This window comes from Cellvibrio sp., assembly GCF_039207905.1.
Classification (GTDB): domain Bacteria; phylum Pseudomonadota; class Gammaproteobacteria; order Pseudomonadales; family Cellvibrionaceae; genus Cellvibrio.
Window position 1 is genome coordinate 23,041 of sequence record NZ_JBCECX010000045.1, and the last position, 15,762, is coordinate 38,802.

The following is a 15,762-nucleotide window of genomic DNA, read 5'->3' on the forward strand; positions in this document are numbered from 1 at the left end:
ACCCTGTTTACTGAATTATTAACTGGCGTCCGTCTGGTTAAACAGCGCCTTGATAAACGGCTCAGCCGCAAATGGCTGCAAATCATCAATCGCTTCACCGACACCAATAAAACGCACCGGCAGCGCAAATTTCTTACTCAGGGCGAAGATCACCCCGCCTTTGGCCGTGCCATCGAGCTTGGTCAGCACCAAACCGGTCACGCCAGCAGCATCGCGGAATTGCTCGGCCTGGTTGACGGCGTTCTGGCCGGTGCCCGCATCCAGCACCAACAAGACTTCGTGGGGCGCCGAATCATCGAGCTTGGCCATCACGCGCTTAACCTTGGACAGCTCATCCATCAAATGGTTTTTGTTGTGCAGGCGACCAGCAGTATCGGCGATGATCACATCAATGCCGCGTGCCTTGGCCGCTTGCAACGCATCATAAATAACCGAGGCTGAATCGGCGCCGGTGTGCTGGGCGATCACCGGTACATTGTTGCGCTCACCCCAGACTTGCAATTGTTCGACCGCAGCGGCGCGGAAAGTATCCCCCGCTGCAAGCATGACTTTTTTGCCTTCGTTTTGCAGGCGCTTGGCGAGCTTGCCGATGGTGGTGGTTTTACCCACCCCGTTCACACCCACCACCAGAATTACGTAGGGCTCTTTAGTCGTGTCGATCACCAGCGGCTTTTCCACCGGACGGAGCAAATCGGTAAGCTGATCGCGCAGCGCCTTATAAAGCGCATCCACATCGTTGAGCTGCTTGCGCGCAACGCGGGTGGTGAGGCTGTCGATAATTTCGCTGGTCGCTTCCATACCCACATCGGCCACCAACAACTGGGTTTCCAGTTCTTCGAACAGGTCTTCGTCGATGGTTTTGCGGCCAAGGAACAGATTGCCCAAGCCTTCCGCAAAATTGCTGCTGGTGCGGCTAAGGCCTTGTTTGATACGGGCAAAGAAACCAAGTTTGGCAGGCGCTTCAGCGGGAACTTCGGGTTCGGCAACTACCGGTTCTGGCGCAACCTCAACCGATGCTGGCTGGGTATCAGCTGCCACGGGCAATTGCTCATCGGGCGTCGCGCTTGGCGTTGTGTTGGTGGTATCGGGCTTTTCGGACTTTTTAAACAGATTGAAAAACATAGTGTTGGTCTGGAGTGTTAGCTAGGGGCTGTTAATACACACGTGCAGAATTGTTATTCTGCAAATTCAACAAAGCCGCTATCCTAACACTTCTGATCTGCCCGTAGAGAAATGCCTTGTCCAAAACTGCTGCCCAAACACGCAATAAAAGTCCTGCCAACGCTGCTAAAGGCAGCAACCAACTGCGCATCATTGGCGGCTTATGGCGCGGACGCAAACTCAACTTTCCCGATGTCGACGGCCTGCGTCCAACCGGTGACCGCATCCGCGAGACGTTATTTAACTGGCTGGCGCCGGAAATCCAAGGCGCACACTGCCTCGATTTGTTTGCCGGTTCAGGTGCTTTAGGATTGGAAGCGTTATCGCGCGGGGCGGAATCCAGTCTGTTGCTGGAGAAAAATGCCAATGCTGCAGGTCAGCTAAAAAGCAACTTGCAGCTACTGCAAGCGGACAACGGCAAGGTTGAGCAGACCGACAGCCTCGCTTGGCTGACTCGTCAGCAACCGGCGCAGCGCTTCGATATTGTCTTTATCGACCCGCCCTTTGCACTTGATCTGTGGGAGAAAATCGCCGCTGCACTCGAAGCTGGCAACTGGCTTAGCGATGAGGCAACTATTTATCTGGAAGCACCGCGCGATGCGCACTTGCAGCTGCCCGCCAACTGGCATTTACATCGCGACAAGCAGGCAGGACAAGTCAGTTTCCGTTTGTACCATCGCCATACTGTAGAAAATAACAACTAAACTAATAACCGCAGCTCCCAGCCCAAAACATAACCATAGATGGAATGGGAGCTGAAAATGTGATGGTGCTCTCGCTGGTCAGCCACCAGTGAATTTTGTACCATGCGCGCCTCGCCGACCGGCACCCACCACGGAATACATTTATGCGCACAGTGGTCTACCCAGGTACATTTGACCCCATCACCAATGGCCATATCGATTTGGTAGAACGCGCCTGCCGCCTGTTCGACAATGTGATAGTCGCAGTCGCTGCCAGCAATCGCAAAAACCCGCTGTTTACGCTGGATGAGCGCGTCGCCTTGGCGCAGGAAACACTAGCCCATGTGCCTAATGTGACTGTGTGTGGCTTCGATATTTTGTTAGTGGAATTTGTCCGCCAGCAAAACGCCCAAGCGGTATTGCGCGGACTGCGCGCCGTATCGGACTTTGAGTACGAATTTCAGTTGGCGAATATGAACCGCGCGCTGGCGCCGACCATGGAGAGCATTTTCCTCACCCCGGCCGAGCACCTCTCGTACATCTCCTCTTCCATCGTGCGCGAAATCGCCTTCCTCGGCGGTGATGTCAGCAAGTTTGTCGCTGGCCCAGTGGAATCCGCCCTAAAGCACAAGTTCGGCAAATAAGCCGCCGTTATTTCCCTTCGCTTATTTCTGACAATCGACGCAATAGACAGTTGTGCGATCATTCATGCGCACCTCTTTCAGCGGCTTCTTGCACAGGGTGCAAGGCTGATCGCCGCGCCCGTAAACCAATAGCTCCTGCTTGAAATAACCGGGTTTGCCGTCGCCGCCGACAAAATCGCGCAATGTCGTCCCGCCTTGGTCAATCGAGCGCTGCAGGACAAACTTGATATCGCGTACCAGATCCTCACAGTTTTTGCGTGTCAGTGAACCGGCTTTGCGGATTGGTTTGATGCGCGCCATAAACAGCGACTCATTCGCGTAAATGTTGCCCACCCCCACTACAATTTTGCTGTCCATGATGAATTGTTTGATCGCCTGGCTGCGCTTGCGCGTCCGCTCATACAGATAATCAGCGGTAAAACCATCGGTAAGCGGCTCCGGCCCCAAGCCTGCCAACAATTTATGGATCTCGGGTTCACCCTCGACCCATAACAAACAGCCAAAACGACGCGGATCACAGTAACGCAGCACGCGCTTGCCGAATACCAGATCAAAATGGTCATGGAACGATGGCGGCTCACCCGGCTTAACGATGCGCAAACTCCCCGACATGCCCAAATGGATCAGCGCATGGCCATTGCCAAAGTTCAGCAGCAAATACTTACCCCGGCGCGACGCATTGATCAGCTTGCGCCCGGCCACCAACTCCGCCAGACCGGCAGTAATTGGCCAGCGCAACTGCGGCTGGCGGATGACAATCTCCGTCACTTTCTGACCAACCACATGGGGCGCAATACCGCGCAGAGTGGTTTCTACTTCGGGTAACTCGGGCATAGATATTCCTGAATTTATTGCGAAAGATTACATACTAAAAGGCTGATAGAACCAAATCACCATTTTATGGCGCAAAATTCATTGAAATCACACCAAATGTTCTTTAAATGGCGTGGAAATAAACAAAAATTTCACTAGAATTTTAAATGTGATAACAGTCACATTAATTTGAGAACCAATTCGCACTTTTGCATTGAATTGGCCTGCAAGTTGCTCAATGACAAAAGTTGGCGAAAACCCAGAGGTAGCGGGCAAACGCCATTTGGTGTGTTATGGATCGCTTGGTATTCGGTTAGTTTTAGCTAATCGGCACCTGCGAATCGTTTATCCTCTGGAGTGTTAAATGAAAAACCTGTTTACCGCGTTACTATTCCCGTTAGTGCTAGTAACTGGCGCTGCGCAAGCGCTACCTGTTATCTCCCTTTCTAACACCGGTGATGTCACTACTTCTGTAGCCGGCGCCACTACTATCGACTTTAACTCGGGCTGTGGCTATGCGAGCTGTGTAGGTGACTTTGCTTTGGTAAATGGCAGCCAGAGCGGTTTGTACGCACAACCGTTAGGGATTGATTCCCAATACCTGAGCGTACCCAACCCTTCGCCAACCAGCTTGAGCGCTACTTTTTCACTAGGCACTACAGCTGATTACTTTGGCCTTTATTGGGGCTCAATCGACAGTTACAACTTCATCAGCTTTTACCTGAACAACGCGCTGGTAGCGAGTTATTCCGGTAGCGATATTGTTGGGCAATTTGCCGATGGTAACCAACTGAGTTTTGCATCCAATCGCTACATCAACTTTAACTTCGGCAACGATGCGTTCGACAGTGTGAAATTAACCAGCAATGGTTTTGCTTTTGAAAGCGACAATCACGCATTCAAACAGTCAGTGTCAGTGACCGAGCCTACAACTGCAGCATTATTCCTGATGGGCTTGATCGGTTTGGGCTTGGCGCGTCGCCAAGTTCGTATCAAACACCAACAATAAATTCCGCGATATAAAAAACCGCTGCATGATTTAATCACGCAGCGGTTTTTTTATTGCTCGACAGTTATAAATTAACTTCCCGCACTAAAACGCATCATTAAATTCAGTTGATTGGCTATCAATTGAAACTCCTCAAACTGGCGCGCACTCAAATTTCCCGCTTCGGCATCTGCGTAAGCAATCGCCATCAAGCGCTTGTTTAATGATAAAGGCGCAAGAAAAATGGCGCCCTTAGCACCCATCATTTGCAGAGATCCAATATCTTTTTGAGCAACTGCTGGTTGGTACCAGAGCGGTTGTTGATTGCGCAAAAACTCATGCAGCAATTCACCTTTGCGCAACTGCTCCAGATTAATTTTAATTTGCTGACGCCACAGATGTGTTCCTTTACCAATGACATAACGCACATCCAACATCTTACTTTTATGATCGACAACCAAAATCGCCACACGCGCTATATCCGCCCCCTCATGCAAAGAGGCAAGCGAAAGCTGGGTAATTTTGGGAAAGCCCTCACCCGCGAGCATGGCTTTATGAATCTGGTTTAATTGCTGTTGGAATAAATAATCCGGTTTCTCTGCCGTCATTTCCTTTTGTTCAATAACAGCAGGATCTGGTAGCGCGCCAATCAATACTTCAACGCCGTAAATTTTTGCGATCACCGAAGCTTCATCGGCCATCAGCAACACTTGGTCGCGCGCTTCATCAAATGAAATTTTGCATAAGCTTGCCGTTTGCTGACATAACTTTTGCAACTCAGGGCTTTTTATTCCGCGATGAATATAAGTGCTAATTTCATTACCCAAATTAACCGCGCGCGCCGCTGCACTGGAGTGCACATGGTTATCGCAGGCTTCGCTTAATAAATCACCCAATGCCCAATCTTTAATAAGATGGCGCGACAACAAACTCGTATCTACGCCCAAATATTCCACCGCCAAACTGTGTTCGGATTGCGGCTCTTTATCGCGCGCGTCGATAAAATCTTCCACCACTTTTCGCCCGGTAGAAATTAGCGCGAGCTCACTGATATTGCGCAACAGTGCTGCGATAAATACTTGCTCCTTTTTCTCACCATCCAAAAATGGCACCATCGCTTTCGCTTGCACTGCCGCATGAAATGAGCGCGCCAGACTTTGGATCAAATGGATCTTGGGTTTGCCTTGCAAAAAATTTTCAATCAGGGTGGTGGCAAGAGTGATGTTGCGCAGGTTGTCAAAACCCAAATGGACAATCGCACGCGATACCGTTTTGATTGATGCGAATGACGGGTTGTAGTGCACCGAGTTGGCGATCTTTAACACCTTGGAGGTGAGGTCAGCATCGCGCAGAATAATTTTAGTTAAATCTTCTGCGCGGCATTTTTCATTTTCGCTCAGCTCACAAATCTCTCTTACCACCGCGTTGAGCGTAGGTAATTCTTGTTCGGCAAGAGTCGTCATCCATGCCTCAAGCCCGCGAATCTCTGTCATGGGAAAGCCTATTTATCGGGAAGTGAAGCAGCATGAAAGTGGAGGAATGCAATTATTTACTTTTATGTAATGAGTGTAGTTCAGGTCGCTGAATTCTGCTTTTTGGCAGTTAATGTCAGATTTTTATGATCACAAAAATCACAGGCATAAAAAAACCCGGCCTATAGCCGGGTTTTTCACGAACACAAAATCAACTTACTTGATTTTGCCTTCTTTGTAGACCACGTGCTTGCGCACAACTGGGTCAAACTTTTTGATTTCCATCTTTTCTGGCATGGTGCGCTTGTTCTTGTCAGTCGTGTAGAAGTGACCAGTACCAGCAGAAGAGTTCAGACGAATTTTTTCGCGCATGACTATAAGCTCCTAATTACACTTTATGGCCGTTGGCACGAACATCTACCAACACAGCGTCAATGCCACGCTTGTCGATGATACGCATACCTTTTGGAGTCAGGCGCAGAGTTACGAAACGCTTCTCAGCTTCCACCCAAAAACGGTGAGATTGCAGGTTTGGCAAAAAACGACGCTTGGTGTGGTTTTTTGCGTGGGAAACATTGTTGCCGGTAATTGGACGTTTACCAGTAACTTGACATACCTTGGACATTTTATTGCCTCATTAAAAAATCAGCGCGCTAAGCTGGAAGCGCTGTGTTAGAACCGTAAAACAGACTAACAACCAGCCTAGAGCATTGTTGTAAGCAGCCTATTCTTTCCTGTAAGCGGATTAAATCAGGGTAGGAGCAGCAAATTCCAGAGGGAAATTCGCGCTGAAATGACGCTCTTTTAATACGTCTTCACAACCCTGCCGCAAAGAGCCGCGTTTTATACCAAAACAGTCCTGCAATAGCAATGAAAAGCTGTTTTTTTGACCAAAAATCTGCAGTTTTCTCTGAACAGGCCGGATTGAATGATGCTTGGCTGAAAAACAGACAGCGTTGTTGCCATCAAACCTGCGCCTCAACAACTAGACAATTACGCCCGCTGCGCTTGGCCCGATAAAGCGCGTCATCGACCCGCCGCAGAATAGCTTCAATCGCCTGATCCTGTGGCTGAATCAAACTCAAGCCCATGCTGGCAGTCACCACCAATGGTGGCTGGCTATCGGGTAGGAAATTGCCGCTGGCAATCGCCAAACGCAGGCGCTCGGCAATCACTTTCGCCGCTTCCAATATAGTGTTCGGCAGCAGCAACGCGAACTCTTCCCCGCCAAAACGGGCAAATAGATCACTGTCCCGCAAATGCGCCATGGCGTGATGGGCGATACCGCGCAACACCTCATCACCCGCAACATGCCCAAAACGATCATTAATGCTTTTGAAATGATCCACATCCATAAGTACAACGGCGGTGGGAATCTGGCGCTCCCGAAAACGTGTTAATGACAGGGTAAGCGCATCCAACAGCTTCCGGCGGTTGTAAGCGCCGGTAAGTTCGTCGGTTTCGCTCAGAAGTTGCAATTGGGTTTCGAGCTGGTGACGACGGGTGATATTACAGGCAACCCATACCACGGCACGCTCATTATTGACCGGTGCTGCCAAGGGTTGGATGCGCCCTTCAAACCAGATCTCGCCTTCCGGGCCTTTTTGGGTATCCAGACCATCAACATCAGCGCCAGCAAGGCCGTATTCCACGATCCGCAACTGATTCAAATCCAAGGTGATATTGATTTGCTCCAAAAACCAATCGGCCTTGGGGAGAACATCGTAAAGACTGAAATCAACCAGATGCGCGCCATCGTGATAATGCTGGCGATCTTGGCCGCCAATCAACGCAGCGTAGCGCCCGGATTCAGTCAGGACAAAAACGGGATCGGGCAAGGCGGACAGCATGTCCAGAAGTATGTCCAAATGGTCGGTCACAGCAGTCATCCAATACAATTGTGGAGGGATACAGCTCGCTCTCACTCGATCTGGTATAGCAGAGGCTTGGGCACTTTTGTAGCCTGGCACCAAAATTAACATTATATCGACAGTCCACCCCGACCATCACAGCAATCCACGTTCAGCGAAAGAGATTACCTCGGCATCGCCCACCACCATGTGATCCAATACTTTTACGTCAATCAGCTCCAATGCTTCTTGTAGCCGACGGGTGATACGGCAGTCAGCCTGACTCGGCTCGGCAATGCCGCTTGGGTGATTGTGGGAAAGGATAAGACCAGCCGCATTGTGAGCAAGCGCCCGCTTGACCACCTCGCGCGGATACACCGAAGCGCCGTCAATGGTGCCGAAAAATAACTCTTCATAGGTGATCAGGCGATTCTGGCTATCCAGAAACAAGACGGCGAAGACTTCACGCGGTTGGTGGCGCAATTGAGCGCTCAAATAACTGCGCACTAAATCCGGACTGGTAAGCAAATCGCCGGCTTTCATGGATGCCGATAAATGGCGGCGCCCCATTTCCAACACCGCCTGTAATTGCGCGTATTTGGCATTCCCCAATCCCAATCCGCGGCAGAATTCGGCTTGCGATGCCTCCAATAACTGGCGCAGACCGCCGTACTCCTGCAGCAATTCACGCGCAAGATCGACCGCCGATTTCCCCACACAACCAACACGCAGGAAAATAGCGAGCAATTCGGCATCGGATAAGGCGCGCGGGCCAAGGGAAAGTAGTTTTTCGCGGGGGCGTTCGGCCTCGGGCCAATGGGCAATCGACATAGACAACTCCGTTGTAGTGGGATCATTCCTTTCTGCCGTCAATACATGGCTGGCAGTTACGAAAACGCGAGCAAGAATGGTATCTTAACCACCTTTCGTCAAGCCCTGCGGGGCTGGCGCCGTTAGTGGCCAATTACGCCCGTTGAGGCTAAGGTTGAACACTGTACGACTCTCTTTCAGTTGGGGCTTTTCCATATCCATGACTTCACTCGCCAATAAACAGATCCTGCTCGGCGTGACCGGTGGCATCGCCGCCTACAAAAGTGCCGATCTGGTGCGCCGTCTGCAAGATGCCGGCGCGCGCGTGCAAGTGGTGATGACTCCGGCAGCGCAGGAATTTATTACTCCGCTGACCCTGCAGGCACTTTCCGGCAATCCGGTACACACCGAGTTGCTCGATCCTGAAGCTGAAGCGGGCATGGGTCATATCCAGCTAGCGCGCTGGGCGGATTTGGTATTGATCGCCCCGGCTACCGCTGATTTTATGGCGCGCCTCACCCAAGGCATGGGCAATGATTTGCTCACCAGTATCTGCCTTGCAACTGCCGCCCCGATTGCGCTAGCACCGGCGATGAACCAGGGCATGTGGCGCAATGCCAGCACCCAAGCCAATCTGGATATTCTGTTGCAACGCAAAATCCATATCTTTGGCCCTGCCGACGGCGGCCAAGCCTGCGGTGATATTGGCCCAGGACGTATGCTGGAACCATTGCAATTAGTCGCTGCCGCCGAAAGCCTGTTTATCAGCGGCAGCTTGGCGGGCAAAAAAGTAGTTATTACCGCAGGCCCAACGCGTGAAGCACTGGACCCAGTGCGCTACCTGAGCAATTACAGCTCCGGCAAAATGGGTTATGCACTCGCAGAAGCCGCTGCCGAAGCAGGCGCAGAGACAATCTTGATCAGCGGCCCAACTCAATTAGCTGCACCCGAGCGCGTCAAGCGTATCAATGTGGTTACGGCAGAGGAAATGTATGCGGCAAGCATAAACGCTGTTGAAGGTTGCGATTTATTTATCGCCGCCGCTGCCGTCGCCGACTATCGCCCGGAGCAAATCGCACCACAGAAAATGAAAAAAGGTGCGAGCGATACCCTGACAATCACGCTGGTGAAAAATCCCGATATAGTCGCCAGCATCGCTGCGCGCAAACCCAAACCTTTTACCGTTGGTTTTGCAGCAGAAAGTGAAAATGTTCTCGAATATGCACGAAGTAAATTAGTACGCAAAAATCTGGACCTGATTGTTGCTAACAATATCAGCGATAGCAGCATTGGCTTTAACAGCGATGACAATGCCGTCACCCTGATCGATGAACAGAGCGAGACCGATATTAGCCAACGCAGCAAGCATCAATTAGCGCGCGAGCTGATCGCACGCTTTGCGCAAAAAATAACTGCACAGTAAATAACGTTGATTACCACAATAACATTCACGGTTTAGTTAAACAGAAAGGTATCGGTGTGAGCCCACAGGACTTATCAAAACCAAAAAATGATGCAACCGCGCCTTTATCGCGCAGCGCCCAACGCGCGCTTGATGCTGCAAAACGTAAAGCCGCAGTCCAGCAAAAAATACTTTTAATATTGCTTGGTGTTGCATTAGTGCTCAACGCCATTATTGGCTATGTGCTTTATCAGTATCTAATCGTAAAAAAGCAGCAGGAAAATTTACTGGTTTTAACCCAGACAAACGTAGATGAGCGCAGCAAATTACTCGCGCACTATCTTCAGGATCAAACACAGCTAGTTGATAAGCTCGCCGCCGAACCTGAATTAATCGCCAGTCTCGATTTCACCAATGTTGAAAATACCCCTGAAACGCGCGAGCAGCTGGAAAACAAATGGCAGACACAAACCGCTGGTGCGCTCAAACTGCGGCTGATTCCACTTGGCAGTGCGGAGTTGGATCGCGAAGCAGAGTTTCCTATTCGTTACGCTGAACTGGATTTAATCCAGCGCGCAGAGAAGCGCCAACCTGCATTACCAGAGCTCGTCGAGATAAAAGGACGCTGGATGTTTAATTGGGTACGTCCACTCGCGTCAACTGATAAAAGCGAAGTAGCTGGTACATTAATGGTCACCACCGATGCTACCGAAATAATCAAGTTATTTGGCAATGCCGAACTTAACTTAGGTGAGTATGTTTTACTGCAGCAGTTCAAGGATAGCCCACCACAAATTGTCCAAAAAGTTGGTTCCGGCAATGCAGGTGAGAGCCAGCAAAGCGAAATTTCAGGTAGTCACCTCGTAGTAAAATTTACTCCATCCGCTGAAATGGTAAAACTTGCAGAAGAGCTACCCGCATTTTGGTTGATGATTACCAGCCTGATTGTCGCTGGCAGCTTGGCACTGGTTTGGTTCCTCAGCAAAATTCTTGTGCGATTTGAATTGGGCGAACAAAACAATATCACCCCGTCAGTGGCGGAAGTCGTAAAAACCAGTAAAGAATCTGTTAACGCCGACGATGCAATGACAAACCCGATGTTTCAAAAACAAGATATTCTCGATATTGCTGTTATTGATGAAGATGAAAACATTCTAGGTCTGCAGACATCAGGCAAAAAAACCAGTGCACCTGCGCGCAACAAAATCAATGAAGAAGACGTGCCCGCCGAAATATTTCGCTCCTACGATATTCGCGGTTTAATCGGCGAACAGATTACACCAGAGCTTGCACAATTAATTGGTCAGGCAGTTGGGAGTGAAGCAATAGATCAGGGTGAACAGGCAATAGTTGTTGCGCGTGATGGCCGCACCCACAGTGAATCACTAACCCAAGCGTTGATACGCGGAATCCTACGCTCTGGCTGCAACGTTATTAACATTGGCGTCGTGCCTACACCATTGATGTATTTTTCTACGTTTCATTTCGATGATACCAGCAGCGGCGTGATGGTAACCGCTAGCCACAATCCGAAAGAATATAATGGCTTTAAGGTCGTCATTAACAATCGGGCACTCGCTGACGACGCTGTTGTAGATTTGCGTTCACGCATTATCAGCCAGCGGTTTCAACAGGGCTTGGGGGAAGAAATACCTCGCACCATTATTCCCGACTATATTGATCGAATTTTTTCTGATGTCGCGCTCGCCAGCAATGTAACAATCGTTGTAGATGCCGGCAATGCTGTGACCGGTGTAGTCGCACCACAGTTGTTTGAAGAATTGGGCTGCGATGTAATTCCATTATTTTGCGATCTGGATGGCGAGTTCCCCAACCATGATCCCGACCCCACTATCGAAAAAAATCTACAAGCATTGATTGAAAAAGTGCAAGAAAGCAATGCTGATATAGGTGTTGCATTTGATGGTGACGGTGATCGATTAGTTGTTGTCACCCCGAAGGGCGATATCATCTGGCCTGACAGATTATTAATGTTATTCGCCAAAGATGTGCTTTCGCGTAATCCCGGTGCCGATGTATTGTTCGACGTAAAATGTTCGCGTCAATTGAATCAGGTAATCAGTAGCTACGGCGGCCGCCCCATCATGTGGAAAACTGGCCATTCCCCTATGAAAGCAAAAATGGAGGAAACCCAGGCGCTTATTGGTGGCGAATATTCCGGTCATATTTTTATCAAAGACCGCTGGTATGGTTTTGATGACGGCATCTATGCCATGGCGCGTCTGCTGGAAATCATTACTCTGCGCGACCAAAAAATCGATGATATTTTTTCAGCATTTCCGCAATTGCATTCAACACCTGAAATTAAAATTAACGTTGCTGATGCCGAAAAATTCAGGCTTATTGATAAGCTCGGCGAGATTGGTGAGTTTGCCAATGGCAATATCACTACGATTGATGGCGTACGCGTTGACTACACCAAAGGCTGGGGACTTGTGCGCGCATCAAACACTTCACCTGCATTAACCTTGCGCTTTGAAGCAGAGTCTCAGGATGCACTCGAAAAAATCCAAAACATATTCAAACGGGAATTGCTAAAAGTCGACAACCGTTTAACGTTCAATATCAATTCACAGGATTAATTTGTTATGTCTTTAAACCGCGAATCAGCGATGAATATCGCCAATGTATTAACCGAAGCGCTACCTTACATCCAACGCTTCACCGGTAAAACCGTGGTGGTAAAATTTGGTGGCAATGCGATGGAAGGCGAAGAGCTGCAAAACAGTTTTGCACGCGATATCGTTTTAATGAAACTGGTTGGCATGAATCCGGTAGTAGTGCACGGCGGCGGCCCGCAAATTGGTAGCTTGCTGGAAAAACTCAGTATCAAATCCGAATTCATCAACGGTATGCGTGTTACCGACAGTGCAACCATGGATGTAGTGGAAATGGTGTTGGGCGGTACTGTTAACAAGCAAATTGTCAGTTTGATTAATCGCAACGGCGGCCAGGCAATTGGTCTTACTGGTAAAGACGGCAAATTAATCCAAGCAAAAAAATTAACCGTTACCCACAAAACACCGGAAATGCTCGCCCCAGAAATTCTCGATATCGGCCATGTCGGTGAAGTGGAAAATGTAAACACCTCCGTTATCGATATGCTGATCAATAGCGACTTTATTCCGGTGATCGCACCAATAGGCGTGGGTGAAGATGGAGCGTCGTACAATATCAACGCCGATTTAGTCGCCGGTAAAATCGCCGAATTTTTACGCGCAGAAAAATTAATGTTGCTCACCAATGTGTCCGGCCTGCAAGACAAACAAGGCAAAGTGTTAACCGGCCTTAGCACAGAACAAGTCGATGGTTTAATTGCCGATGGCACTATCTATGGCGGCATGTTGCCAAAAATTGCCTGCGCACTCGACGCAGTAAAAGCGGGCGTAACCAGCGCGCATATTATTGATGGCCGTGTTGATCACGCTGTTTTGTTGGAGATTTTTACCGATGCTGGTGTAGGAACATTGATAACCAATAAAGCGCGCAATGTATGATCCTGCGAGTGCGCCTTTTTATAAGGCGCACTCATCCAGAATGGAACGCTCCAAAGCGAGTAACTCTGAACGGAGTCGTTATGAATAAAACCCCAAGCAAAACCCCGCGCCGCCAACAAATTCTTGAATGTTTGGCACGTATGCTGGAAGCCAGCCCCGGTGAACGTATTACCACGTCCGCACTGGCAAAAGAAGTTGGCGTATCGGAAGCAGCGCTCTATCGCCACTTTCCCAGCAAATCCAAAATGTTTGAGGGCTTGATTGAATTTATTGAAGAAACTATTTTCTCACGCATTACAATAATTCTGGCAGAAGAAAAATCCACTCTCAAACGCTGCGAAAAAATTCTCTCTCTTTTACTCACTTTCGCCGAACGCAATCCTGGCTTGACCCGGCTGCTCACTGGCGACGCACTGACTGGTGAGACGGAACGTTTACGGGTTCGCATTGCACAATTTTTTGACCGTATCGAAACACAATTAAAACAAATTCTGCGCGAAGCAGAATTGCGCGAAGGTTTACATCCGCAACTACCGCTTGCTGCAGCAGCAAATTTATTAATTGCATTGGCCGATGGTCGCATCGCTGAATTTGTGCGTACCGAATTCCGCCGCCGCCCTACCGAGCATTGGCAAGAGCAGTGGCAGCTTATTGCGCAAGGTTTTTTAATCGCAAATTAACTGACAAAAAAGAGACATAAAAAAAACCGGCGTACGCCGGTTTTTTTATTGCTTGAGCTATTGTGGCTCTTGGCTAATTTCAAGAAACCGCTTGCGGTCATCATCAAATTTTTTCTCTACCACATTAAGTTCTTCTTCACGCTGATGGATTTGGAGCTGAATATCTTTTTCATCCTGCACTAGCGTATTGATATTTTTTTGCAAATCTTCAGGTAACTGCCGTCCACTGCGCTCAATAGCCGCCGCTTGTGATTGCGATGTTTGTAACCGTGTACGAGTAGATGTCAAATTAGCTTGTAAAATGTTGATATTGCCACGTAAACTTTCTAAATTTCGCGTCTTTGCCGCATCAATATCAGTAACGTTGCTATAGCTACGACGCAATTGAATATCTTCACGCTCACGCTCTTGTTGGGCTACTTTTTCCCGCTGCAAACGTTCACCCTCTGTTCCCTGCACTACTGGCGCAACAACTTTAATCACCTTGCCACTGAGCGACATAATCTCGTAACCGTTGTTAACATACTGCGGGGGAATCGCACTATCCAATACCGTATTGCCTTCCTTGTTTTTATAGCGATAAATCACCTTGCTCGGCGTCTCTTGCTGAGCTGCGACCAATCCACCTATTAAGAGCGAACTACACGTGATTAATACCAACAACAAGCTACGCATCTATGTCAGTCACCTCGGTTATATCACGCCAAATCTACACCGTAGGTAGCGCGATACTCTTTGATTTTATCCACCATTGCCTCTTGCCCACTTTGGGTTTCAAGATAATCAATGATGTGGTTTAAGTTAATAATACTAATGACAGGAATTCCAAAGGTTTGTTCTACTTCCTGGATTGCAGAAATCTGCCCCTGCCCTTTTTCCTGGCGATTCAAGCCAATTAATACTGCCGCAGGTTTTGCTCCAGCTGCATTGATGATACTCATCACTTCACGCACCGCCGTGCCTGCGGTTATAACGTCATCCACAATGAGAACTTTTCCCTGCAATGGTGCTCCTACCAAGGTTCCGCCTTCGCCGTGGTCTTTTGCCTCTTTGCGGTTATAGCAGTAAGGCAGGTCGCGCTCAAACTCATCGGCGAGCGCAATCGCCGTGGTCGCTGCCAACGGAATACCTTTGTAAGCCGGGCCGAACACTATATCGAACTCAACGCCGGATGCAGTGATTGCCGCCGCATAATAGCGGCCTAATTCAGCAAGCGCCTGACCAGTTTGGAAACGTCCGGCGTTAAAAAAGTAGGGACTGGTGCGGCCGGACTTGAGCAAAAACTCACCAAAGCATAGTGCTTGGTGTCTGACAGCTAGCTGAATAAAATCAAATTGGTATTTTTCCATGCAAAATATCCGACTATGAACTAAGTTTGAGGTGACAAAATAAATACAACGAGGTACTGCCTAAGAGCAGGCTCGCATTTGAACTACTACAGAGCTTCAAATGTAAGGATGTGAAAAATCGTAACGTTTACCACAAAAAACCCAGCATTGGCGGTAACACAATCACACAAAGCTCGGGTATGATACACAGTCCGTAATCAAGGGGCTAACATGAGAGTTATCAGTCTTAGCGTCGATGGTATTTTTCAGGCGGCGCAACGCGGCCTATACACGTGGCTCGCGAATCAGGATGCAGATTTTATCTGTTTACAGGATTTACGCGCATTAGAGCGTGAGCTGGAAAAACCCGAGTTCGAACTCAAGGGCTATCACGCCTATTTTTTCGATTCAGG

At 49.0% G+C, this 15,762-nt stretch carries 16 protein-coding genes and 1 pseudogene; 8 read left to right on the forward strand and 9 right to left on the reverse strand.

Going from position 1 to position 15,762, the window contains the following annotated elements; translation table 11 throughout:
* Positions 1–18: 18 nt before the first annotated feature.
* A complete protein-coding gene (gene ftsY, locus AAGC78_RS19460; protein WP_435785773.1) occupies positions 19–1,122 on the reverse strand; it encodes a signal recognition particle-docking protein FtsY in 1,104 nt (367 codons plus the stop codon).
* A 116-nt stretch (positions 1,123–1,238) separates the two neighbouring features.
* On the opposite strand from ftsY, the gene rsmD reads away from it, so the two are divergent.
* Together rsmD and coaD are read left to right on the forward strand one after the other, a co-directional pair.
* Positions 1,239–1,865, forward strand: coding sequence for a 16S rRNA (guanine(966)-N(2))-methyltransferase RsmD (gene rsmD, locus AAGC78_RS19465; RefSeq protein WP_435785774.1), 627 nt, complete (start codon positions 1,239–1,241; stop codon positions 1,863–1,865).
* A 143-nt stretch (positions 1,866–2,008) separates the two neighbouring features.
* Complete coding sequence (coaD, locus tag AAGC78_RS19470) at positions 2,009–2,488, forward strand: pantetheine-phosphate adenylyltransferase (RefSeq protein ID WP_435785775.1); 480 nt, start codon at positions 2,009–2,011, stop codon at positions 2,486–2,488.
* Positions 2,489–2,509: 21 nt separating this feature from the next.
* Here the strand turns inward: coaD and mutM are convergent, their stop codons facing one another.
* Complete coding sequence (mutM, locus tag AAGC78_RS19475) at positions 2,510–3,322, reverse strand: bifunctional DNA-formamidopyrimidine glycosylase/DNA-(apurinic or apyrimidinic site) lyase (RefSeq protein ID WP_435785776.1); 813 nt, start codon at positions 3,320–3,322, stop codon at positions 2,510–2,512.
* Positions 3,323–3,665: 343 nt separating this feature from the next.
* On the opposite strand from mutM, the gene AAGC78_RS19480 reads away from it, so the two are divergent.
* Positions 3,666–4,310: a PEP-CTERM sorting domain-containing protein gene (locus AAGC78_RS19480; protein WP_435785777.1), complete on the forward strand. Its 645-nt coding sequence runs from the start codon at positions 3,666–3,668 to the stop codon at positions 4,308–4,310.
* A gap of 71 nt (positions 4,311–4,381) precedes the next feature.
* Here AAGC78_RS19480 and AAGC78_RS19485 read toward each other — a convergent pair whose 3' ends face one another.
* The 5 genes from AAGC78_RS19485 to radC all read right to left on the reverse strand — a co-directional run bounded on the left by AAGC78_RS19485 (position 4,382) and on the right by radC (position 8,442).
* On the reverse strand, positions 4,382–5,782 hold the full coding sequence (locus AAGC78_RS19485; RefSeq protein WP_435785778.1) for an HDOD domain-containing protein: 1,401 nt from the start codon (positions 5,780–5,782) through the stop codon (positions 4,382–4,384).
* A 195-nt stretch (positions 5,783–5,977) separates the two neighbouring features.
* The gene (rpmG, locus tag AAGC78_RS19490) at positions 5,978–6,133 is read right to left on the reverse strand and encodes a 50S ribosomal protein L33 (RefSeq protein WP_007639321.1); all 156 of its coding nucleotides are present in this window, start codon (positions 6,131–6,133) and stop codon (positions 5,978–5,980) included.
* Between the two features lie 16 nt (positions 6,134–6,149).
* Complete coding sequence (gene rpmB / locus AAGC78_RS19495) at positions 6,150–6,386, reverse strand: 50S ribosomal protein L28 (protein ID WP_133680424.1); 237 nt, start codon at positions 6,384–6,386, stop codon at positions 6,150–6,152.
* Between the two features lie 340 nt (positions 6,387–6,726).
* A complete protein-coding gene (locus tag AAGC78_RS19500; RefSeq protein WP_435785779.1) occupies positions 6,727–7,641 on the reverse strand; it encodes a diguanylate cyclase in 915 nt (304 codons plus the stop codon).
* A gap of 126 nt (positions 7,642–7,767) precedes the next feature.
* The gene (gene radC, locus AAGC78_RS19505) at positions 7,768–8,442 is read right to left on the reverse strand and encodes a RadC family protein (protein WP_435785780.1); all 675 of its coding nucleotides are present in this window, start codon (positions 8,440–8,442) and stop codon (positions 7,768–7,770) included.
* Positions 8,443–8,641: 199 nt separating this feature from the next.
* Here radC and coaBC point away from each other — a divergent pair, with 199 nt between their 5' ends.
* The 4 genes from coaBC (at position 8,642) to slmA (ending at position 14,021) form a co-directional block, all read left to right on the forward strand.
* Positions 8,642–9,844 (forward strand): bifunctional phosphopantothenoylcysteine decarboxylase/phosphopantothenate--cysteine ligase CoaBC, encoded by a 1,203-nt coding sequence (gene coaBC, locus AAGC78_RS19510; protein WP_435785781.1) that lies wholly within the window; start codon positions 8,642–8,644, stop codon positions 9,842–9,844.
* Positions 9,845–9,900: 56 nt separating this feature from the next.
* On the forward strand, positions 9,901–12,426 hold the full coding sequence (locus AAGC78_RS19515; RefSeq protein ID WP_435785782.1) for a phosphomannomutase/phosphoglucomutase: 2,526 nt from the start codon (positions 9,901–9,903) through the stop codon (positions 12,424–12,426).
* Positions 12,427–12,432: 6 nt separating this feature from the next.
* Entirely contained in the window at positions 12,433–13,341 is a 909-nt protein-coding gene (gene argB, locus AAGC78_RS19520; RefSeq protein ID WP_435785783.1) for an acetylglutamate kinase, read from the forward strand.
* Positions 13,342–13,421: 80 nt separating this feature from the next.
* Entirely contained in the window at positions 13,422–14,021 is a 600-nt protein-coding gene (slmA, locus tag AAGC78_RS19525; RefSeq protein WP_435785784.1) for a nucleoid occlusion factor SlmA, read from the forward strand.
* A gap of 57 nt (positions 14,022–14,078) precedes the next feature.
* Here slmA and AAGC78_RS19530 read toward each other — a convergent pair whose 3' ends face one another.
* The gene (locus AAGC78_RS19530) at positions 14,079–14,696 is read right to left on the reverse strand and encodes a hypothetical protein (RefSeq protein ID WP_435785785.1); all 618 of its coding nucleotides are present in this window, start codon (positions 14,694–14,696) and stop codon (positions 14,079–14,081) included.
* Positions 14,697–14,719: 23 nt separating this feature from the next.
* Positions 14,720–15,370 (reverse strand): orotate phosphoribosyltransferase, encoded by a 651-nt coding sequence (pyrE, locus tag AAGC78_RS19535; protein ID WP_435785786.1) that lies wholly within the window; start codon positions 15,368–15,370, stop codon positions 14,720–14,722.
* Positions 15,371–15,580: 210 nt separating this feature from the next.
* On the opposite strand from pyrE, the pseudogene AAGC78_RS19540 reads away from it, so the two are divergent.
* Positions 15,581–15,762 (forward strand): annotated as a pseudogene (locus AAGC78_RS19540) (exodeoxyribonuclease III); the annotation flags it as partial.